Below are 20,275 nucleotides of genomic sequence, written 5' to 3'. Positions count from 1 at the left end.
AAACATCATCGCCCACCCGCAAGGATTAACACGGACCCATGCCGAAAGCAAAGAACCACGCCGACGAACCTAAAATAAACGCGACTGTAGTACTAGCCGCACCACCGTGATCGCGGGCGTCCGGTGCTTCGCGTGGTTCGTCTGGGACGTCAGCCGCGCCAATGGGTGCAGGTTCGGGCCTGACGTTGCGATGGAAGGGCTGCAACCCGCCAACTCGGCGCAGGAGCTCGCTGCCCGACTTCATTGACTCCGGAGCGAGGCGGGGCCGCTTCGCCACCCAGTCAGCGAACTCCTCGTGCGTGAGCCGCGCGGGCATCTCGATCGTCTTGGCAGGCTTCTCGTCCAGCGGCCCGCCGTTCAGGAACTCGGCCTCGGCAAACAGCGTGTGCTCCAGGGCCGCGCGCAGCACGACGAGCGCGTCGGCCACGAGCAGCGCGACCTTGCGAGGAATCGGGGCGACGCTCTCAATCACGGCCTGACTGACCGGACCCTTTGGGATCTCCTTGATGCTGACGCCGCCGCCCTCCTGCGCGAGGTACCCGAGGAGCAGCTCGCCCACCTGCTCGATCAGCTCGTCGTCATGAGCGAGCGTCGCTGCCACTCCGAGGTGGCGTTCGGGGATCTACTGGAACGCTGAGACCGTCATGCTGCAACCCTATGAGTCCGTGCAACTGGCCGCGCGGTCCTGCAAAGGTGTGCCGTTTGGGTCGTGATTCGTGCCACCGTCCTGTGCCCTCTTTCGGGGACTTGTGCTCGCAATCGATGCGGCTGCACACTGAAGACCTCGTTCGTTGAAGGTGTCAGCGAGTCCAGATTCGATTTTTGGACCGTAACAGGTGGCTTGGCGTTCGTCATGACGTTGGCATTCGTTCGTCTTCTCAAAGAACGGCCCGGTAGGGCTCTTCGGAAGGAGACCAGAATGAATGGTCGGCACAAGGCAACTCAAATTAATAGCTCATCGCACAGAACGTACCTGCAGTGTATGCTCGAGACAATCTGGACGGCGGGTGCTGGGGTCGTGGTGACCTCGCTGGCTACCTTGAGCGAACGAGAGCGAAGGGCGCCCCGAGTGGGCGCTTTTCGTGTTCTCTAGCCTTCTAAGGCCGAGGCCCTCTCGGTAGTGGCAGGCCAGCGAGGACCATGCCATGGGTTTCCTAAAACGGCTCTTCAGAAGCCAGAATGACACTGCTGCGACAGCAAGCAGGCAGCCAAGCGGTGGCCGCTTTGCCGAGAATCGACAAGTGCCGATTCACGCCTCTGTGTCCATATCGACCGGTGACGATCAGCATCTGGTCCAGCTCACCGGCACGACTACCTTCGCGAAAGTGGTTCGATCCCACCGGCGATTTCTGCATCTGGCGCGATCAGCGCGCCTCGACGGAGTGGGGTGCGGGCGTCCCGGAGCTCAGCGCGCATTTCGAAACGTTGGAGATTCCGTTCGTCGTCCGACCCGAGTTGCTGAACGTCGGAAAGAACAAGAAGAAGGCTGGCTTCACGCTGGTCGTATAATCGGACGACTTGCCAGCGCTCACACGCTGGATGCCCTCGTTCCAGAAGAACATCGACAAGGTGCGAGCAGAAATCGCGGCGCTCAGCGCCGCCGGGCCGGTCGAGTAAAAAGAAGCCGCCCCCGACGCAGCTGCTGCTGCTGCGCCGAAGGCGGCAAGATGTGCTCGAGGTGGGCTACTCGTCACCCTCTTCAGTATCAGCGTCAGCGCTCAGGCCCGCAGACGGGTCCAGCCGGGTGATGCTTCCGCCGCCGCCGCCGAGGACCCGCAAGCCCATCACCGTCTGCGCGATTGCGGCGTTTGGCGAGGAAGTGTTCACAGACCGCACAGAGCGGCCCAGAACGTCATCCAGCCGAGCGACGATGTGGCCGGGGTAGTGCAGCCGGCCGCTGGAGTCGACGCCGATCTTCTTGTTGATGTCGATGTCGATCCAGCCCACGATGATGCTGCCGATTGCAACGAGCACGGCCTGCGCGGCCAGGACCTGGTCGCGTCCCGACGTCGGCCACCAGCGGTCGCACGAGGAGAGGAAGTCGACGTCGAGCATGCAGTGCTGGTAGCCGATACCCATCCGCGGCGGGGCGCCGGCGTCATCCTGGGTTTCCGACTGCCAGGGCGTCAGGCGCAGCACCGGTACCGGTGCGCCAGTGACTGAATCAACTTCGTGGAGGACGTCGCGGCGGCTGAGCGTCTCCACGGTGGCCAACGACAGGTTGGGGATCACGCCGGAGGCGAGACCCTTCCGGATCGGGGTGGCGGACACCCCGAGGTAGCGAGCTGCGGTCTTGATGGGCAGGTGAGGGGCGGGTGTCCCCGGGGTGGTTCTGAACATGATGGTGCTCCTTAATCGTTAGCGAAACGGTGTGCGGTCGTCTTCTCGACGACCGATTCGCAGCCTTGTTAGACCACTGATACGAACCGTAGCACACAGAACGGAACCGAAACGGTATTTACTCTATTTGGAGTGAATAGGCGCGATCGCCAGCGCCGCAGATCAGCCGGTCTAGCCGCAATGCCGTTCAGTTAAGCCATATTGCCGCAACTCATCGTCTGGAAATTCGAGGCAATGGCGGATGCGCGAAGATCGAAGTTCACTCTAACTGAACGGTATTGGACTTAGGGGAACACATCACTGCCATTGTTCGCAGTCGTCACGCGTCTGGCGATGACTCGGTGTTTTACTCTGTGGCGCTCCAGATCGCCGCGCGTGAAGCACGTCAAGGGCATCATTTGCTTGCTGATAATATCAAGAAGGCTGTCGGCACATCTCGGCAAATTCTTAGTAGCGATTTGGTAGTGGCAAGCCCCGGTGGTATGTTGCCGGCGGTGAACAGGGCCGTCCATCCGGTTTCTCAGGGCTCTTTCCTGAAGCAAGGGTCAGCAGTAGTGTTATAGATGGAGGTCATGATGTACGGATGGTACGGGGGCGACTGGGGTATCGGTGCCTGGATCGCTATGGCACTGATGATGCTGGTGTTCTGGGGAGGCGTGGTCACGGTAGTCGTGCTCCTGCTCCGGCGCACACATACCAGCGAAGGAAGTAACCTGCTTCGCCCGTCACACCACGACGCCGAGCGCATTCTGAACGAACGCTTCGCCCGCGGTGAGATCGACGAAGAGGAATACAGCACTCGCCGCGCAGCACTCAGACGTCCGGAATGAAACCGGGGCAAGGCGGCTCCCACCGTGTGCAGGTTGTGCTCGGGATCGTTGCTGCCCTCATCCTGACCGGCGTGTCCGTCCTGGTGGTCGGTACCCTGAGGGGTGGGGTGAATCCCGGCGGCTACGGATTCCCAGCCGGCTCCTCGTGTACGGCGCCGACCCTTTCGGGGACGCTCGTCAACGTTGCCCTGACGAATATGGGTGGACCGATGATGGGCCAGGGTAATGGCATGATGTACGGCGGGACTATGCGTTTGAGCGCGGACCGCGCCACAGTGCCGCAGGGGACTGTGTCATTTCTTGTGACTAACCGCGGCAGTATAGATCATGAAATGACTATCCTCCCGCTTTCGGACTCTCAAACTGTCGGTAGTCGCCCGATCGGTGGCGACGCCAAGATCGATGAGGCAGGTAGCCTCGGTCACGCAGCCACCAGCTGTGGTGAAGGCGAGGGCCAGGGAGTCGTGCCCGGTGCCTCAAGCTGGGTGACCATCACCTTGGCGCCCGGACGATATGAACTGGTCTGCAACCTCTCCGGCCACTACGCCGCCGGAATGTATACCCAACTCACCGTCACCAAGTAGTACTTTGTTAGCGGCCCAGCGCTGCTGACCACAAAGTACTAGAACTGCACGCGCGGCGGCTCCGCAATGGCTGCGGAGTCGGAGACCTCGAAGAAGTCACGTTCGGTGAAACCGAGATTGCGGGCAAAGATGTTGTTCGGGAACACCTTGATCTTGCTGATCATCTCGCGAACACCACCGTTGTAGAAGCGACGCGAAGCCTGGATCTTGTCCTCGGTGTTGACGAGCTCGACCTGCAGCTGCTGGTAATTCTGGCTGGCCTGCAACTGGGGGTAGGCCTCGGCGACGGCGAAGATGCTCTTCAGCGCGGTCTGCATCTGGTTCTCCGCAACGGATGCGTCGGTCGGTCCCTGTGCGCTCAGAGTCTCGGCGCGCGCCTTCGTGACGTTCTCGAAGACACTCTTCTCGTGTGCCGCGTAGCCCTTGACCGCCTCGATCAGGTTGGGGATGAGATCCGCTCGCCGCTTCAGCTGCACCGTGATGTCGCTCCATGCCTCGTCACAGTGAAGATTGAGGGTCACAAGGGAGTTGTAGGTCGCCCACAGGTAAATCCCCACGATGGTGACGAGTACAACAACGATGAGGATCGGGATGAGCCATTCCATGACAGCGTCTCCTTGTGCATAGGCAGGGTGATTCAGCAGCCCCTAAAGGTCCGTGTGCGGTGCAGTTCCATCCTAACGGCGTGTCCTGAGACTCCCACCCCCGCCTTCATGACACTCCCAGCTACGCGTAGAAGTCGCGGAGCACGTCGAGCCCGGCGCGGTTGTGTGTGCGTGCGGTTGACAGGTAAGAGCGTACGGCCAGGGACGACCGGGCACCGGTAGGCCGTCAACCGCCGGCCTGGCAACGCGGTCTTGCCAGCGGTTTTAGCGGCCTGGACCGCGACGTGGATTTTCGACCAGCAGGAGGGAACAATGAACATGTCGTTCGTCCACTTCGCTACATTTCCAGTGCTCTCGCCAATGGCGCCCTCCGGGGGAGGTCGATACCTACCAGGTGTCATACCTGTGCGCATTAGACCCAATGCCGTTCAGTTAAGCCATATTGCCGCAACTCATCGTCTGGAAATTCGAGGCAATGGCGGATGCGCGAAGATCGAGGTTCACTCGAACTGAACGGTATTGAGCTTAGCGTCAATACCGTTCAGTTAAGCACTCTCGTGTTACGTTGTGGTTATGGCGCGTACAGGGTGGGTGAAACCGGTCTCTGACCGTCGGTTGTCGGATTTGGTGTCGGTGGGTTTGTTGACCCGGGTGTTTCCTGCGGATGTCATCGACGAGGTGGTACAGGCGGCGGGTCGGACGGAGCGGCGGAACCGGGCGTTGCCGGCGCGGGTGATGGCGTATTTCTCGATCGGGATGGGTTTGTATGCCGAAGCGTCGTACGAGGATGTGTTTGCTCAGCTGACGGATGGTTTGTCCTGGTCCTCGGGCTGGTCCGAGGCGTACGTGCCGCCGTCGAAGTCGGCCATTTTTCAGGCGCGTCGGCGGCTGGGGTTTGAGCCGGTGCGGGACCTGTTTGCCCGCGTCGCGCGGCCGTTGGCAGGGCCTGACACGCCGGGTTCCTGGTTGGCGGGGCGGCGTTTGATGTCCATTGACGGAACAATCTTGGATCTGGCGGACAGCGTGGTGAATGCGGAGTTCTTTGGCCGCCCGCCTGTGAGTCGTGGGGAGCAATCAGCTTTCCCGCAGGCACGCCTGGTGGCGTTGGCGGAGTGCGGAACGCATGCCGTTCTGGACGCGGTGATGGGCCCGTGCACGACGTCGGAAATTGAACTCTCCCGTGAGCTCGCGGGGCGCTTCGAACCGGGCATGTTGGTCCTCGCCGACCGCGGCTTCTACGGCTTCCGGTTGTGGGCTCAGGCGGCAGCGACGGGCGCTGACCTGCTTTGGCGGGTCAAGACGAACCTCCGCCCCCGGTATCAGGAGACTCTCGCTGACGGGTCCTGGTTGGCGACGATCATCCCGACCTCGGGTCCTGGGCGGCAATCGACACCACCGTTGACCGTGCGGGTCGTGGACTACACGATCGAGGACGGACGTGACAACCCTGACGCCTACCGGCTGCTGACCACGATCCTTGATCCGGCCGAGGCCTCCGCGGAAGAACTCGCGACCGTGTACTCCGAACGGTGGGAGATTGAGTCCGTGTTTGACGAGTTGAAAACTCACCAACGCGGCCAGCGCATGGTGATGCGGTCTAAATCTCCCGACTTGGTCAAGCAGGAAATCTGGGGCCACCTGTGCTGCCACTACGCGATCCGCACGCTCATGGTTGAGGCCGCCCAACACGCTCGCGGCGACCCTGACCGGGTCGCTTTCGTTGCCGCACTCCGCATCGCCCGCCGCTCTGTTTGCTCAGGGCGCTTTTTCCCCCTCCACACCCTGACCACGCCAAAGCGGTCTGGCGCCACGCCATCCTCGCCCTGATCCGACGACTAAACCCGGCACGACGACGGCGATCAAACCCTCGCGTCATCAAACGCAAGATCTCAAAATGGCCCGCCAAACGCTTCCACCACGCGCACTGGCCACAACCCCTCCACGAGCCAGAAATCACCACTCAAACTTTTAACTAAACGGTATTGAGACTTAGGCTGAGGCACGTTCCCTCTTTCGGGGGAGATGATAAGCTTAGCTAAGCTTATGAAATTGGGCTGTGGTGTTCGCGGAGATTCCGGTCGGCCTCGCCCCGGAAGGACTTCACACTCATGCCCGAACTTTTCGCCGATGCGAAGTCGGCCCCACCGAGACTGTTGATCCTGGGGATCACGGCCTGCCCCACCGGTATCGCGCACACCTACATGGCGGCCGAGAAGCTCGAGAGCGCGGCAGCGGAGCTCGGCTACGAGATGAAGGTCGAGACGCACGGCTCGGTCGGCGTGGAAGGCACCTTCAGCCAGGATGACATCGATCGTGCGGACGCCATCGTGATCGCGGCCGACACCAAGATCGACCGTTCGCGCTTCGCGGGCAAGCGGATCGTCTCGGCCAAGGTTGCCGACGGCATCCACCACCCCGCCGCACTGATCCGTGACGCCCTCGCCGCCGAGCCCTCCACCGCCGACACCGCCGGCGACGACAACGGCCGGGGCGCCGCAGCCCCGAGCGCCGGCAAGGCCGACTTCGGGGGCAACCTGTACCGCGCCCTGATGAACGGCGTGTCGTACATGATCCCGTTCGTGGTGGTCGGCGGGCTGCTGATCGCGATCTCGCTCTCCCTCGGCGGCGAGGCCACCCCGAAGGGGCTCGTCATCCCGGAGGGCAGCTTCTGGCTGACGATCAACCAGATCGGCGTGCTGGGCTTCACCCTGATGGTGCCGATCCTGTCCGGGTTCATCGCCTACGCGATCGCCGACCGGCCCGGGCTCGCACCGGGCATGATCTGTGGCTGGATCGCCACGACCGGGGCCTTCTACAACTCCGAATCCGGCGCCGGTTTCATCGGCGGCATCATCACCGGTTTCCTGGTCGGCTTCGTCGCCCTCGGCATCAAGAAGATCCCCGTGCACCGCTTCATCAAGCCGATCATGCCGATCCTCGTGATCCCCGTGCTCACCACGGTGATCGTAGGCGGCGCCTTCGTGCTCGCCCTCGGCCAGCCGATCAGCTGGGTCTTCTCCACCATGACCACGTTCCTCACCGGCCTGCAGGGCGGCAGTGTGGTCGTGCTCGGACTGATCCTCGGCGCCATGGTCGCCTTCGACATGGGCGGTCCGATCAATAAGACGGCGTTCCTCTTCGGTGGAGCCCTCATCGCCGCCGGGAACCCGGCCCCGATGGGCATGGTCGCCGCCGCGATCGCCGTCCCCCCGCTCGGGATGGGCCTAGCCACGCTGATCCGCGGCCGCTACTTCTCCAAGCCCGAGCGTGAGGCCGGCATCGCCGCCCTGTTCATGGGGTTCTTCGGCATCACCGAGGGTGCCATCCCGCTCGCCGCGGCCAAGCCGTTGCAGGTCATCCCAGCGAACATGATCGGTGGTGCCGTGGCCGGCGGCATCGCCGCCCTGTTCGGGGTCACCGACTCCGTGCCGCACGGCGGCCCGATCGTCGCCGTCTTCGGCGCGGTCTCCGGGGTGCCGATGTACTTCGCGGCCATGCTCACCGGCGCCGTAGTCACCGCCCTCGTGTCGGTGTTGCTGCTCGGCATTTCCGCGCGCACGTCGGCCCACCGGGCTGCGGCGTCGGACGCGGATGCGTCCGGTCCCGTCTCCGCTCCCACCGGCCCGGCGGCCGCGGATGCCGGTGGTTCCGGCCCGGGCAGCGCTGCCGGCCCGGCAGGAGTCGAGTCCGCTTCGACGCTCGTGCCCCCGGCGAAGAAGACAGTGCTCGACTACATCGACGAACGCACGATCGTGCTCGACGTTGACGAGACCGATCGGGACGCGATGATCCGCACTCTCGCCGGCCTGATGAGCGCGACCGGCCGCGTCACCGACGAGACCCTGGTGACCCAGGCCGCCCTCGCCCGCGAGGAGCACGGCTCAACGGGCATCGGCGACGGCATCGCAATCCCCCACGCCAAGTCGGACGGAGTGACCGCCCCGGTCCTCGCCTTCGCCCGCAGCACGCAAGGCATCGACTGGAACTCGGTCGACGGCTCCACGGCCACGCTGATCTTCATGATCGCCGTTCCGGAGGCGGCGGCCGGAACCGAGCACCTCACGGTGCTCGCCCAACTGTCCCGCGCCCTGATGAAGCCCGCATTCCGGACCGCCCTCCAGTCGGCCGCGACCCCGGCGGACGTGCTCAAGGCGCTGACCGTGCAGGTCGGCGCCAAGACGGCAACACCCGCCGCGATCTAGGCCAGGCCACCCCCGACGGATGCCGCCGGTCGCCCACGCGGGCGGCGGCATCCGTTTGTTGCCGCGAACCTGCTCGCCACTGCCGGCGATAATCCAGATCGCAGCACCACCACGGCTCCGTTCGCGGCCCTCTGCGGTGTCGCACCCATACCGGTATCCTCCAGAACACGGCAGCGCTTTCGCCTCTCGCGCGGTGGTGACCGGCAAGCCAACGCCTCCTTGCACCGCATCGTGCTGCTACGCAAACGACACATGGATCCCCGAACCATGGCCTACATCGACCGGCGCACCGCCGAAGGCCTCTTCGACCGCGACATCGTCCGCTGGCTCAAACGCCACGTCGCCAACGAAATGTTCGTGTTACTCGCCCACCCCGCGACCGCGCTGCCCAGTGGACCCCGGCTCCGGCAACACCGCCACACCGTTGGCGTCGTCCTCACCGAGGCGGCTAAACAGCTCGACGTCCCCTACCAGCGCCTACGCCGACTCGAGATAGGACAACGCGCTGGTCCCAATCTGCCCTACCAGCGGAAGTTCATCGGCCTAACCCCACAACCCAATCCGACACAAAAAAATCGCTCGCTATTATGGGAGCATCCACTCCGCGGGACGCGACCCACGGTATTCACGTGACGCAGGTCACGGCTCGCCCGTTGACAGCCTCTCCCCGCTGATGTGTGCTGGATTTCAGTGCCACTTTCATTGTGCGGCCGGGGGTGCCATGAACGACGTTGGTAACGATGAAACGACGTGTTACGACGTGGGAGCAACCGAGCTGTCCGCCACCGAGTGGCGGGTGTGCAATCGCCTGCTCAAGGAGGGGGATCCTGCGGCTATTCCTCGGTTTCATTCGGCAAGTCGCCGACTGTTTCGAGGTGACCAACCTGGGTCAACTCACCGAGAAATCGTACTTTTCTTCCTTTGAACAATCAGTTGTTCTACGGCTCGTCCGACGAGTTCGTGCGTGAACGCCTCATCCACATGTATGCCCGTCGCGTCGGGCCCGGTAACGCAAGTTTCCGGTGGGCGGCCGACTGGTGGAATTATCCGGAAGCACTGGCCCGTATCGACGCGCTCTGGCGCGCGTGGGAGCATCTAAGGCTCGACGCCGCAACCGGCTCCAGTGTCTGGTGGATCGAGCACGCCGATCACCATATGCCGATCCTGATGAGTACCGAAGGCCCATTCGCGAAGTCGGAGGACTCGAACAAAGCGGGCGAGCCACTGCCATACACGGCCCCACCGGAAGGACTCTTCCCCGATATGCGGGAGAACTGATATCGCCCTCAATCGCCTGGGCACCAAGTACTACTAGTGAAACCTCCCGACGGCCCCCACTCGGGTCGGCGGGAAGCCCGAAAGGCGTTTTGCTTCACTCCCCCAACACCCGGCCCAACTGCGGAGATTTCGCCACTCCGTGGGACGCAACCCCGTCCGGCGTCACCCTGACACGTAGGGATAGGCGCCGCTGCTCAGAAAGACCTGACCGTAGCGAACGACGCGATCGCAGATTCCAGACGGTCAAACATAAAGTGACGATGTGGCGCCGCCATATTGAGAACTTCGAATGCCGCGCCGCGTTGCTCGATATAACCGAGCACCTTCTCGGGCGACTGCTCATCGGTCTGCAAGTCGCCCACCCGCCACTCATGGTCTGAAATCACGCGAACTTCAAGTTCTTCAACTGCGCGTTCTGGGGTGCGATTTGACACAAAATCTCCTTTTCGAGACCGATTTGCCAGACCTGATCTACATCCCGCCCGACAAGTTGCGATACCTCTCATGGTTGAAAGTAACGGTACCCCCGAAGCTCCCTGTAGCGGAGAGTTCTCATCAAATCCGTAGGGACTGCATGAAAGTTTGGGAGCCTCGCTCACAAAACCACATCTCTCGCATTGTGCCGCGAAGGTCCTCGGCGATGGCACTGGAACGCACCGCCACCGGCCCGCCACCCAGGGTGCGCCACCACACCGCCGCCCGACCGGACAGACACGTGCGAGCGGAACAGTGGGGCTGCCCGGTTCGACATCTGTCGTCCGGTAGCGCCACATCAATGTGTCTTGAAAATCTAAAGATTCTCAAGACAGGCAGGAATCGAGCCGTCACGCTCGTCATAGCCAGGCTCTACGTGTCAGGGTGAGTTGAGGCCAGTAGCTCAGAGCAAATCCCCTCTCTGTCAACCTTGTGTAAGGCACCGGGACCGCCCCGAATAAAGTCGTAGAGGGTGGGGTCCTCGAGGTCTTTCTTATTTAGCTCCGGGATACGGCGCACCACGAGACGGCCAGTGATGCGCTCGCTTTGCTTCCAGGACGTGAACGCGGTGAACGGTATCTCAGCGATTTCGGCCGTGCTAATCCAGGTTTTCGTGACCTCGTCGTAGATGGCGTCGGTGTATTCGATAGCCTCCCAAGCGTTATCGGGAATGGCCGCGATCGCGCGTTTCACGGCCGGATCCATCCGCGCCGTGACCGACACGGCCGCGCCCGAATTGATCGCTGCGCTCATCGTGGCGTAACCGTAGAACGCGGAATCGGCGCGGAGCAGGACGCGGCCGAGGCCATGCCTGTGAGGCGTTTGATGGTCGCGGGGGCGTCACACCATTCGGGTGGCGCCACGCGGCGACCCGCACGCGCCTGGCCGTAAACGCTGCCCGACGATGATCGGCGCGGAAGCGTCCGCCTTCACCGTCGAGAGGAAAGCGTTGGTTCCCCGAACCCCGGAGTATCCATAGCCAGAGCCTTGTTTCTGATGACCGTGGACTTCGATGATGGTGGCATCAACATCGAGGAATACGTAGCCGGCAGCGTCGCTCTCCTTCACGAGTAGCGGAGCCGCCGTGGCGAGGCCTTGGAGGAACCAAGACACGACCGCATCAAGCTGACGAACATGGCCGAAATAATACCCATAGGAACGAGCCCAGAGTGGAGGGTGCGTAACAGGAGTTGACGACCTTCCGCCTGCCGCCATGACGCAGCACCGCCATGTCATCGATGGAAGCAGCGCCGGCGACCATACCGCCCACGAGAGACTCGACCTTTAACCCGGCATTGGTGCCCTTGTCCGTCGGACCGCCCAACCACCGGTCTACCAAACGGTTCAAACCCGCTTTCTCGGCGAGTTCCAAGACCGGGACCAGACCCGCGATTCGGGTCGTCAAATGACGCGGAGACAGCCCGCACGCTGTGGGAAACTTGCATCTACGAGACGCCTCTCTTCTCGGAATGATTTGCACTGTGGGAAATACAATTTCACCTGACAAGACAGGCATTCTCGGTTTGACGCGCCGCTAGATCCCCAGCCCGATCGGTGCATCCAGGGTAAGTTCCTGATCAAGGTTGGCGGACCCCCCAGCATCCCGGCATCCCGGTCAAAGTTGCTGCCTGTCTCAGGAACGGTTTCTGTCGATGATCATCGCCACGTGGTCGGCAGGGTTTCGGGCGCCAAGCCGCGCTGTAGCCTGGTACACCCGATAAAGGATGCCGCGCATCCAACGGATCGTCAGTTCTGCACACACGTCCGCGAATTCACTCCGGCGACCCGTGCCACTTCCGGCATGTGCCCTGCCGTATTCTGGCTGCATGGCCGCAGAGAACACTGGGCACGATTTCATCGAGGACGAAACCACCAGCCAGGACACCACAGGGCGAGACATCCCAAACCTTCCGCTGCTTGAAGCCGAGGTTCCCCGACCCGAAGACCTCAAGCCCACATGGCGGGGCTGGATTCATGCCGCCATGTTTCCGGTAACAATCGTGGCGGGCATCGTGCTCCTTACCGTCGCCAACGGCCCCGCGGCTCAGTGGAGCTCCTTCGTTTTCGTGCTCAGCTCACTGCTCCTGTTCGGCAATTCTGCGTTGTACCACCGCTTCGATTGGAAGCCGCGCACGAGGCTGATCCTCAAGCGCATCGACCACGCGAACATCTTCTTACTGATCGCGGGCTCATACACTCCGATCACGGTGCTGGCCCTGCCCCCGGCCAAATCACTTCTGCTGCTGTCCCTGATCTGGGGCGGCGCGATTCTAGGAATCGCGTTCCGGGTGTTCTGGATCACCGCCCCACGCTGGCTGTACGTGCCGCTCTACCTCGCGCTCGGCTGGGGCTCGCTCATGTTCATCGTCGACTTCTTCCAGGCAAACGCCGCGATGATGACGCTCATCCTGATCGGCGGCCTCTGCTACTCGGTGGGCGCCGTCATCTATGGCCTGAAAAAACCGAACCCTGTGCCCGGGGTATTCGGGTTCCACGAGATCTTTCACAGCCTCACCGTGGTCGCGTTCCTTTGTCAGTGGGTGGCGATTCTGATCATCGCAACGCATCCGCTCAACCCGTAACGAGTGTCTCCCGGGTTCGCCTCGGCAGCGTGCTCGTCGGCCGCGGTGGCGTTCGTGGCCGCAAGCTCGGCCTCGAGGCGTGCCGCTATTGCCGCGCAGTAGGAGGTACGACGGATCCGGCGCGCCATGTCGAAGCCCAACAGCGTCGTTCGGCCATCAGGTCCCCGGCGAGGTCCTCATCGAGCATGCTGCCGCGTCCGCCGCCCGTGCAGCTCACACCCCGTTACTTTCTTCATAGCCCTTGATCGTGCAATTGTGTGAGGGTGTTGGTCTGTCAGGCCTGGCATGGTTCTTGCCCCCAGTCGATCATGAGCCGGGAGGGGGTGCCCCTATGTTTTTGTCAAGCGGCGAGTTGGTGTTCGGTTTCGTAAAGGGTGCCGTCGCGCAGCATCGCAAATAGAACATCACACCGCCGTCGGGCGCAGGCGATGAGGGCTTGATTGTGGCGTTTCCCTTGGGCGATTTTCCGGTCGTAGTAGGTTCTGGAAACGGGGTCTCGCAGGGCCGCGAAGGCGGAGAGGAACAGGGCGCGTTTGAGGGTCTTGTTTCCCCGTCGCGAGGGGTGTTCGCCGCGGATTGATGATCCGGACCGTCTGGTCACTGGTGCGAGGCCGGCGTAGGCGGCGAGGTGTTCGGCCAAGCGCGGTAGGACGGTTGCGGCGGCGTTGGTGCCGACGACTACGACGGTCTGTTCGCCCAGTGCTTGGGTGATTTCCTCCGCCAGACGGCGTCCCATTCGCGGCGCCAGCTTCGGCAGCCGGGTGGCCATCCGAGTGGTTCCCGCTGTTTTCATCGCCGCCGGTGAAGGGTAATGCTGGAGCAGATCCAGCATCGCCGGGTGGTCCAGATGCAGGCCCAGGCCCGCTCCAACGCTGGGTGGATCTGCGTGAGCAGACCGCGGATCCGATTACTGGTCGCGGTCATCTGGCCGAGGATGTCATCGTCGAAGCCGCACAGCATCGACAGCTCTGCGATCGATTCATCGGCCAGCTGGATCGACCGCAACGCGTGAGGCAGCGTCCGGGCGGCTTGGGCGATGATCGCGGCGTCGCGGGCGTCGGTCTTCGCTTCCCCGGCGTGGAGGTCGGCGATGCGCCGCATCGCCAGGCCTGGCAAGTAGCCGACGAGGACTCCTTCGGCTTGGGCGACGGCGATCGGCAGGGTGCCGATCGTGGCTGACTGATCGACGATGACGAGCACGGTGCCGGACTGTTTCAGGTTCTGCAGCACCGTGCGCATCTTGCCTTCGTCGTTCGGTAATGCCTTGTCGAAGAGGACCTTGCCGGCCCGGTCGAGGGCGGCCGCATGGTGTTCGCCTTTGCCGATGTCAACACCGACGAACACGTCGACGTTGTCATAGTTTTCGATCATGACTGCCCCATCCACTTGTTTTCGGTGGCCTGGTCTACGGCGTCAAGTCTCGGCATCCACGTTACGAACGACCTCGAAGTGGCGGCAGGCTGCGCCTCCAGCCACGCGAGTGACACCTGCGCTTGGTTGACTCCCTTGGCCTTCGCAATCTCCCCGACTGCGTCGAGGATCCGCCAGGTGCGCTCCTGTCGGTTGTGAGGCGTCCACGCTTCCATCCCGCGTTGCGGATTCTCACCCAACCGGGTGGCACCCGTCGGGCCGGTGTCGCGTCGGTACTTGCCGCTGAGCCAACCGCCCCCAAGCGGCGACCATGGCAGCAAACCGATGTTCGCATCCAGCGCGGCCGGCACAATCTCAAACTCGATCTCCCGCGCAAGCAGGCTGTACTGTGGCTGCAGCGTCACAGGCGCAGTGAAACCATGCGCGTATGCAATATGCACGGCCTTGGTCAACTGCCAACCAAGAAAGTTCTAAAACCCGTAGTAGACGATTTTACCGCTACGCACGGCGTCATCGAGGAATCGCAACGTTTTCTCAAGAGGAGTTATGGCGTCCCAGGCGTGCACCTGATACAGGTCAATCTGCTCCACGCCCAGCCGCCGTAGCGACGCGTCGAGCGCGCGGCCGAGATGGCGTCGGGACGTGCCGAGGTCGTTGGGACCATCGCCCATCGAGAAGCGCCCCTTCGTGGCAATCACCACCTGCTCGTTTTCCGTGGGATGGGCTGCGAGCCATCGCCCAATGATCTCCTCCGAGACGCCCTTGCTGTACACGTCGGCTGTGTCGACAAGATTGCCGCCGGCCGCGACGTAGTCATCGAGGAGAGCGTGCGATGTCGCTTCGTCGGCTTCATCGCCGAAGGTCAACGTTCCGAGAGCGTACCTCGAAACGACGGCTCCAATGTTTCCAAGAGTGCGATAGCGCATGTGTCCTTCTCGAATATTTGGAACGCCGCGCGGCCGGAATAGCGAAACTCAGCTATTTCATATAAAGGTCTTTCTATTTAGGTACCCTGGTTTGCGGGGATCTGGGCTGGTTTGTCCTGCCGCCAGGGGAGGTCGGGGTGTCCGACATCGAGGCTGGGCGGGTTGTGACGCACGCCTTGGACGGGCACGGGCCCCGGGCGCCCCCGCCCCGTCTTTCGCATCGAACGGTAGGTGACTGGCTGGCCCTCGACCGCTTGCTGTAACAGCGTGTGGAACAGCAGTCCGCGGCTCTTCGCGTTCCGTCGGTTGAATCTGAATACCCACTCGTCGAGGTATGCCTGCATGTGTTCGGGAGTGACCGAGCCTTGGGTCACACCCATCGGCCAGCGCTTGACAAGGGAGAACACCCGGTGGACGCCCGGGAGCACCTCATGAGCCTGCCGGCCGGAGCCTGACACGGTCAACGGCGTGTGTTCATAGCGCCCGCGGGTGGCGGCTGGGTAGGCCGACCACCCATCGGTGACCACGTGGCTGCCCGGCTCGACGTTGGCATCCAGGAAACCGGCGAGGCTGACGGTGCTGGCGTTGGGAATGATACCGAGTCGAACGCGACCAAAACGCCCGGGATTTTGCTCCACGGCACCGGCAATCAGCAGCTTCCGCGCTGATCCGCGGCCGCGCATTCCCGGTTCGAAACCGCCAAGAATTGTCTCGTCGACCTCGACGTCGCCCCGCAGCCGGTCGCGTCCAGGACGGACCATGACTGTGCGGTAGCGGTGGAGCATCATCCAGGCCGTCTGGATCGAGCCCAACTTCATTTCCCGCTGCACTGCACCTGGATGGTAGATACCCCGATCTTGTCTCCGACCATCCTCCTCCACGCGACAGCGAACCAAACTGTCAGCGGGTGCGAGTCTTGTCGAAGATCGTGCCCGCCGTCACGGATACCTTCCGGTCACAGCCACCGCACTTCCACCGAAAGTCAGCCAGCCGCCATCCGGTCATGCTCGAACAGTGTGGACACACGAATCCATCGGGCCAGCGCAGCCAGTCGAGGTAGTCCAGGCACTTCCAGTCCTCATCGAACCATGCCCGCATCTGGGCATAAGACCGTGGAAAATCCCGACCAACGCCAGGCTTGCCAACCGCTAATCCACGTCACGTTCCCACAAAACCAGGGTACCTAAATAGAAAGCCCTTTTCATATAACTCTTTTCGCCGGTTGTGAGCGACGACATGGTCGAGGGCAGGGGCCGTAATTCAGCAGGTCCTCGACATGGTCACGTTCGCGGAAGGAGCGAAGTATTACATTTCTTGCCAGGCTGGCTTATTTGCCCAAGAATGCTTGTAGTAATGCAGATTGGTGAGTTTGCTCGCGGCCGCCTCGTCCACGATTACGGTGACGTGGGCGTGGAATTGGATTGCGGAGCCTGGTTGGCTGGCCGTAATCGGCCCTTCGACCGCGGCGGCGATTGCGTCGGCTTTGGTCTGTCCGAGGGCCAGGAGGATGAGGTGGCGGGCACGCAATATCGTGCCCAGACCCTGGGTGATGCACTGTACGGGCACGTCAGCCGGCGAGTCGAAGAACCTGGCGTTGTCGGCTCGTGTCGCCTCCGTCAGCGTCTTGACTCGCGTGGTGGAGGCGAAGGAGGAGCCTGGTTCGTTGAAGCCCAGGTGCCCTGTCCGACCGATGCCGAGAATCTGGACGTCGACTCCCCCGGCTTCCACGATCGCGTGTTCGTAATCGAGTCCGGCGGTTTGGATGGTGGACAGGTCACCGTTTGGCACGTGGATATTCCCCGGGGTCAGGCCGAGCGGTTCCACAACCTCGCGGGTGATGACGGCCCGGTAGCTTTGCGGATGTTCAGCGGGCATACCGACATACTCGTCGAGAGCGAATCCTCTTACTCGTGACACGTCGATCGGCCTTTCCATAAAAGACCGAGCGAGTGCTCGGTAAATGGGTGATGGCGTTGAACCGGTAGCCAATCCAAGGACCGCGTCAAGTTTGCCAACGATCAAGGCACGAATTGACCGTGCTACGAGTTCGCCCGCCGCGGATTCATTTTTCACAATTATTACTTCAGCCAACAGGGAACTCCAATCGGGGCAGCGCCATCGGCGTCGCCGAGATCTTCTCGGGATCACGTTTCTTATGCCTATGCGGCGTGGTGGCGAGAACACGCGCCGCATTCGCTGCAGTGGCGCGGCAGGTGCCTCGTCTAGTTGACCTGGGTTTCCCGCATCTTGGTGTCGTGCTGTTCATAGATGAATTGCTCAATCGGGAAGGGTTTGTGCTCGATGGCGTGAGCGAGAACGAGTTGGGCAAACACTGCCTCGACAATCGGCCGGACAAAACCGCGCATTTCGGTATCGAGCCGGACGACTGTCAGATTGGCGTGGCGCGCCGAGGGGATGGCACCGTCAGGCGCGGTTGTTACGAGGACGACCTTCACTCCCGCGTCCAGAATCGAGTCGGGGATGCTGAGTTCACGGCCATCGCCAAAGACGATCACGACGGTTCCTTCGGAGGCGGATTCCATCGGTCCGTGCAGGTACTGGAACGTGTCGTAGCTGGCGCTGGGGCTGCGCAGTCCCTCACGGATCATCAGCGCCGTTTGCGCGGCCGAGGCAAAGGAGATTCCCTGTCCAACCACGTCGACCATCGAAGCCGTGGCGACGAGCCGACCGACCGTTGACGCAATCGCATCGTATGTATTCAGCGCGTTCCCCACGATTGCGGGAATCCGTGCAATCTCGGGGCCGGCAGGCACGATCCCGACACGGTCCAGAAGTAGCGCGTAAGCGAGGAGGGTGGCCGTGTAACCGCTCGTATAGACGGGAGAGTCATTGAAACCGCCAAGGCCGAGAGGCACGTCCAACACTTCGCTGATCTGCGCGTCCGGGAAGTTGCTGATGCCAATTCGTCGCCCGACCGTCAACCTGCGTGCGGCCTCGATGGTCTCTGGGCTGCGCCCGGATTCGGAGACAATCACATAGTGGTTGGCTGGCTGGAATCCCTCTGCGGCGAGCATGAGATCCGAGGCGGTGAGGTTGACCGCCCGGAATCCAGCCGCTGCAAGTACGGCGACAAGGACAGTTCCCGAGTGGCTTGAGGCACCCATGGCAACGACCGCGACGGTCTCGCCCTGTCTCCAGATGGGGAGCGTTGCCCGGTCGAGGTCTTTGGTGACTGTGGCGTGTGCGAGCGCGAGGTGCTTCGGTTGGGCGCGCATTGCGTCAACGAAGCATGCATTGTTTGACATTTGATTTCCTATCCCTTGACTGCTCCAGCGGCCATGCCGCTGACGACATATCGCTGGAAGATGATGGCAACGATGAGAGGCGGTAATGCTGCCAGGATTCCGCCCGCCGCGACGAGTCCGAAGTCGGTGGTGTAGCGGCCGGCGAACTCGCTGATGGCCACAGGCAGAGTCTTGGCGGCATCGGACGACGTGAAAATGAGCGCATACATGAACTCGTCCCACGCCAGCAGGAAAGAGAACATGATCGCCGCAAAAATCCCCGGCCGGGCCGCCGGGAGCACGACCCAGAAGAGAGCGCCCAGCCGTGTGGTCCCGTCGATGCGTGCGGCCTCTTCGAGTTCGTCCGGGATGGTCATGAAGTAGTTGCTGAGGATCCAGAGCACGAACGGAATGACGAGTGCGCAGTCCACGAGGATGAGCCCGGTGGTCGTATCGAGCAGCCCGAGCGAATTCAGGATTAGGTAGAGGGGGATCAGCAGGGCGATCTGCGGGAGCATATAGGTCGCCAGGAAGATCATCAGTGTCGCTCGGCGGAATCGGAACCGCAGCCGGGCAAACGCGTACGCGCCCAGGATCCCGACGACCATGGAGATGCTGACCGTTCCGACCGCCACGACAGCAGAATTCATCATCGCCGCACGGAACGTGGCGCCCACGCTGTCCGCGCCACCGTTAAAGATCTGACCGTATCGACTGAAGTCGAATGTGTCGGGGATCCAGCGCAGCGGCGTGGTGATCAGGACTCGCTGCGGGGTGACGCTCGCCATGAGCATCCATGCGAATGGCGCGAGAATCAGGGTCGAAACGACGCCCGCTGCCAGATGGACGAGGATGGAGTTCCGGGTGGATCGCCTCACAGGAGACTCATTTCTGACCTGCGGAGCAGTCGGAGATAGATTGCGCTCAGGGCGAGGATGACGACGACGATGATGTAGGAGAGGGCGGAACCGACGCCGAAATTCTGGTCGGAGAACGCCGTGGTGTAAGCGTAGTAGGCGACAGTCTGGGTTCCGTTGACGGGGCCGCCGCGCGTCATGGCGTAGATGATGTCGAAGACCTTGAAGGCTTCGACCGTGCGAAGTACGAGCACGATCGAGATCGACGGGACGAGCATGGGCAGGACGACCGAACGGAAAATGCGCGGCCAGCGTGCCCGGTCGAGCTTGGCAGCCTCGTACAATTCGGCAGGGATGGAGGTGAGTCCGGCGAGGAGGAAGAATGCGACGAGCGGAGTCGTCTTCCATACATCCGCCAGGACCACCATGTTCAGTGCCGTGGTCGGATCGCCAAGCCAGGCCTGGTATTCCTTGATGATCCCCAGTTGAGTCAGCAGGGCGTTCAGTGCTCCGTATTGGGCGCTGAAGATCCCCTTCCACATGGCCGCGTTGACGATCGTGGGGATGGCCCACGGGATAACGACGACGGCTCGGAACAACCAGCGGGCCCTCAGTTTCGCGTTCAGGAGGCCGGCAACGATGAGGCCGAACGCAAGTTCGAGCGCGGTCGAGAGGAGAGTGAAGTATAGGGTGCGTCCCATTGACTCCCAGAACGAGGCGCTGCCCAGCACGTGCACGTAGTTGTCAACGCCCACGAACGGGGTATCAGTTGCCAGCGCCGAGTTGACCTGAAAGAAGGAAATGATCAGGGTTCGGAAGATCGGGTAGATGATGACGCCGAAGACGGCGAGCCCTGCTGGAAGGAGTAGCCAGAAGGCCAGGCGTCCCTGCTTCTCTCTCTTTCGCGGCCCGGCCGGCTTTCCTGACTGGGCAGGATGCATCTCAGACTTTTCAACCGTCTTAACGCTGGCAACTGACATG

16 protein-coding genes and 5 pseudogenes are annotated in these 20,275 nt (G+C 62.2%); 9 read left to right on the top strand and 12 right to left on the bottom strand.

What is annotated here, in order from left to right:
- Window positions 1-25: 25 nt before the first annotated feature.
- Window positions 26-601, bottom strand: coding sequence for a hypothetical protein (locus E3T48_RS02350; RefSeq protein ID WP_134522266.1), 576 nt, complete (start codon window positions 599-601; stop codon window positions 26-28).
- Window positions 602-1,275: 674 nt separating this feature from the next.
- Between E3T48_RS02350 and E3T48_RS02345 the strand changes: the two genes are divergently transcribed.
- A complete protein-coding gene (locus tag E3T48_RS02345; RefSeq protein ID WP_134522265.1) occupies window positions 1,276-1,509 on the top strand; it encodes a hypothetical protein in 234 nt (77 codons plus the stop codon).
- Window positions 1,510-1,683: 174 nt separating this feature from the next.
- On the opposite strand, the gene E3T48_RS02340 is transcribed toward E3T48_RS02345, so the two are convergent.
- Window positions 1,684-2,340: a hypothetical protein gene (locus tag E3T48_RS02340; RefSeq protein WP_134522264.1), complete on the bottom strand. Its 657-nt coding sequence runs from the start codon at window positions 2,338-2,340 to the stop codon at window positions 1,684-1,686.
- A 563-nt stretch (window positions 2,341-2,903) separates the two neighbouring features.
- On the opposite strand from E3T48_RS02340, the gene E3T48_RS02330 reads away from it, so the two are divergent.
- Both E3T48_RS02330 and E3T48_RS02325 read left to right on the top strand, forming a co-directional pair.
- Complete coding sequence (locus E3T48_RS02330; RefSeq protein ID WP_241986568.1) at window positions 2,904-3,170, top strand: SHOCT domain-containing protein; 267 nt, start codon at window positions 2,904-2,906, stop codon at window positions 3,168-3,170.
- Window positions 3,171-3,196: 26 nt separating this feature from the next.
- Window positions 3,197-3,754 carry a sulfocyanin-like copper-binding protein gene (locus E3T48_RS02325; RefSeq protein ID WP_241986567.1) on the top strand — a complete coding sequence of 186 codons (558 nt, stop codon included), beginning with the start codon at window positions 3,197-3,199 and terminating at the stop codon, window positions 3,752-3,754.
- A gap of 38 nt (window positions 3,755-3,792) precedes the next feature.
- Here the strand turns inward: E3T48_RS02325 and E3T48_RS02320 are convergent, their stop codons facing one another.
- The gene (locus E3T48_RS02320; RefSeq protein WP_134522262.1) at window positions 3,793-4,359 is read right to left on the bottom strand and encodes a LemA family protein; all 567 of its coding nucleotides are present in this window, start codon (window positions 4,357-4,359) and stop codon (window positions 3,793-3,795) included.
- Between the two features lie 573 nt (window positions 4,360-4,932).
- Here E3T48_RS02320 and E3T48_RS02315 point away from each other — a divergent pair.
- From E3T48_RS02315 to E3T48_RS02295, 5 genes and pseudogenes are all read left to right on the top strand, one after another.
- Window positions 4,933-6,186 carry an IS4 family transposase gene (locus E3T48_RS02315; protein ID WP_241986566.1) on the top strand — a complete coding sequence of 418 codons (1,254 nt, stop codon included), beginning with the start codon at window positions 4,933-4,935 and terminating at the stop codon, window positions 6,184-6,186.
- A 281-nt stretch (window positions 6,187-6,467) separates the two neighbouring features.
- Window positions 6,468-8,561, top strand: a complete 2,094-nt coding sequence (locus E3T48_RS02305) for a fructose-specific PTS transporter subunit EIIC (RefSeq protein WP_134522260.1) — start codon at window positions 6,468-6,470, stop codon at window positions 8,559-8,561.
- A 63-nt stretch (window positions 8,562-8,624) separates the two neighbouring features.
- Window positions 8,625-8,825, top strand: a pseudogene (locus E3T48_RS17110) (transposase); the annotation flags it as partial.
- A 3-nt stretch (window positions 8,826-8,828) separates the two neighbouring features.
- Complete coding sequence (locus E3T48_RS17565) at window positions 8,829-9,194, top strand: hypothetical protein (protein WP_241986565.1); 366 nt, start codon at window positions 8,829-8,831, stop codon at window positions 9,192-9,194.
- A gap of 288 nt (window positions 9,195-9,482) precedes the next feature.
- A complete protein-coding gene (locus tag E3T48_RS02295; protein ID WP_241986564.1) occupies window positions 9,483-9,839 on the top strand; it encodes a DUF4913 domain-containing protein in 357 nt (118 codons plus the stop codon).
- 194 nt (window positions 9,840-10,033) lie between these two features.
- Here the strand turns inward: E3T48_RS02295 and E3T48_RS02290 are convergent, their stop codons facing one another.
- Window positions 10,034-10,273, bottom strand: a complete 240-nt coding sequence (locus E3T48_RS02290; protein WP_134522258.1) for a hypothetical protein — start codon at window positions 10,271-10,273, stop codon at window positions 10,034-10,036.
- Window positions 10,274-10,766: 493 nt separating this feature from the next.
- Window positions 10,767-11,758, bottom strand: a pseudogene (locus E3T48_RS17100) (IS1380 family transposase); the annotation flags it as partial.
- 381 nt (window positions 11,759-12,139) lie between these two features.
- Between E3T48_RS17100 and trhA the strand changes: the two are divergent.
- The gene (gene trhA / locus E3T48_RS02275) at window positions 12,140-12,895 is read left to right on the top strand and encodes a PAQR family membrane homeostasis protein TrhA (protein ID WP_134522255.1); all 756 of its coding nucleotides are present in this window, start codon (window positions 12,140-12,142) and stop codon (window positions 12,893-12,895) included.
- Between the two features lie 340 nt (window positions 12,896-13,235).
- Here the strand turns inward: trhA and E3T48_RS02270 are convergent.
- The 7 genes and pseudogenes from E3T48_RS02270 to E3T48_RS02240 form a co-directional block, all read right to left on the bottom strand.
- A pseudogene (locus E3T48_RS02270) lies at window positions 13,236-14,266 on the bottom strand (IS110 family transposase).
- A gap of 74 nt (window positions 14,267-14,340) precedes the next feature.
- A pseudogene (locus E3T48_RS02265) lies at window positions 14,341-15,192 on the bottom strand (aldo/keto reductase); the annotation flags it as partial.
- Window positions 15,193-15,269: 77 nt separating this feature from the next.
- Window positions 15,270-16,290 (bottom strand): annotated as a pseudogene (locus E3T48_RS02260) (IS1595 family transposase).
- 207 nt (window positions 16,291-16,497) lie between these two features.
- Entirely contained in the window at window positions 16,498-17,283 is a 786-nt protein-coding gene (locus E3T48_RS02255; protein WP_134522254.1) for a glucosamine-6-phosphate deaminase, read from the bottom strand.
- Between the two features lie 131 nt (window positions 17,284-17,414).
- Window positions 17,415-18,458, bottom strand: a complete 1,044-nt coding sequence (locus E3T48_RS02250) for an SIS domain-containing protein (RefSeq protein ID WP_134522253.1) — start codon at window positions 18,456-18,458, stop codon at window positions 17,415-17,417.
- 8 nt (window positions 18,459-18,466) lie between these two features.
- Entirely contained in the window at window positions 18,467-19,315 is an 849-nt protein-coding gene (locus E3T48_RS02245; protein WP_134522252.1) for a carbohydrate ABC transporter permease, read from the bottom strand.
- Complete coding sequence (locus E3T48_RS02240) at window positions 19,312-20,274, bottom strand: carbohydrate ABC transporter permease (protein ID WP_241986569.1); 963 nt, start codon at window positions 20,272-20,274, stop codon at window positions 19,312-19,314. Before E3T48_RS02240 ends, E3T48_RS02245 begins: the two co-directional genes overlap by 4 nt.
- Between the last annotated feature and the right edge of the window lies 1 nt (window position 20,275).

Source organism: Cryobacterium fucosi, from assembly GCF_004403515.1.
GTDB lineage: Bacteria > Actinomycetota > Actinomycetes > Actinomycetales > Microbacteriaceae > Cryobacterium > Cryobacterium fucosi.
Note: the sequence above shows the minus strand (reverse complement) of the source record. Positions and strands in the feature narration are given on the sequence as shown.

Excerpts from the sequence above, each read along its gene's own strand:
- E3T48_RS02340 (WP_134522264.1), bottom strand. The coding sequence starts at position 2,340 with ATGTTCAGAACCACCCCGGGGACACCCGCCCCTCACCTGCCCATCAAG.
- E3T48_RS02330 (WP_241986568.1), top strand. The coding sequence starts at position 2,904 with ATGGAGGTCATGATGTACGGATGGTACGGGGGCGACTGGGGTATCGGT.
- E3T48_RS02320 (WP_134522262.1), bottom strand. The coding sequence starts at position 4,359 with ATGGAATGGCTCATCCCGATCCTCATCGTTGTTGTACTCGTCACCATC.
- E3T48_RS02315 (WP_241986566.1), top strand. The coding sequence starts at position 4,933 with ATGGCGCGTACAGGGTGGGTGAAACCGGTCTCTGACCGTCGGTTGTCG.
- E3T48_RS02305 (WP_134522260.1), top strand. The coding sequence starts at position 6,468 with ATGCCCGAACTTTTCGCCGATGCGAAGTCGGCCCCACCGAGACTGTTG.
- E3T48_RS17565 (WP_241986565.1), top strand. The coding sequence starts at position 8,829 with ATGGCCTACATCGACCGGCGCACCGCCGAAGGCCTCTTCGACCGCGAC.
- trhA (WP_134522255.1), top strand. The coding sequence starts at position 12,140 with ATGGCCGCAGAGAACACTGGGCACGATTTCATCGAGGACGAAACCACC.
- E3T48_RS02250 (WP_134522253.1), bottom strand. The coding sequence starts at position 18,458 with ATGTCAAACAATGCATGCTTCGTTGACGCAATGCGCGCCCAACCGAAG.
- E3T48_RS02240 (WP_241986569.1), bottom strand. The coding sequence starts at position 20,274 with ATGTCAGTTGCCAGCGTTAAGACGGTTGAAAAGTCTGAGATGCATCCT.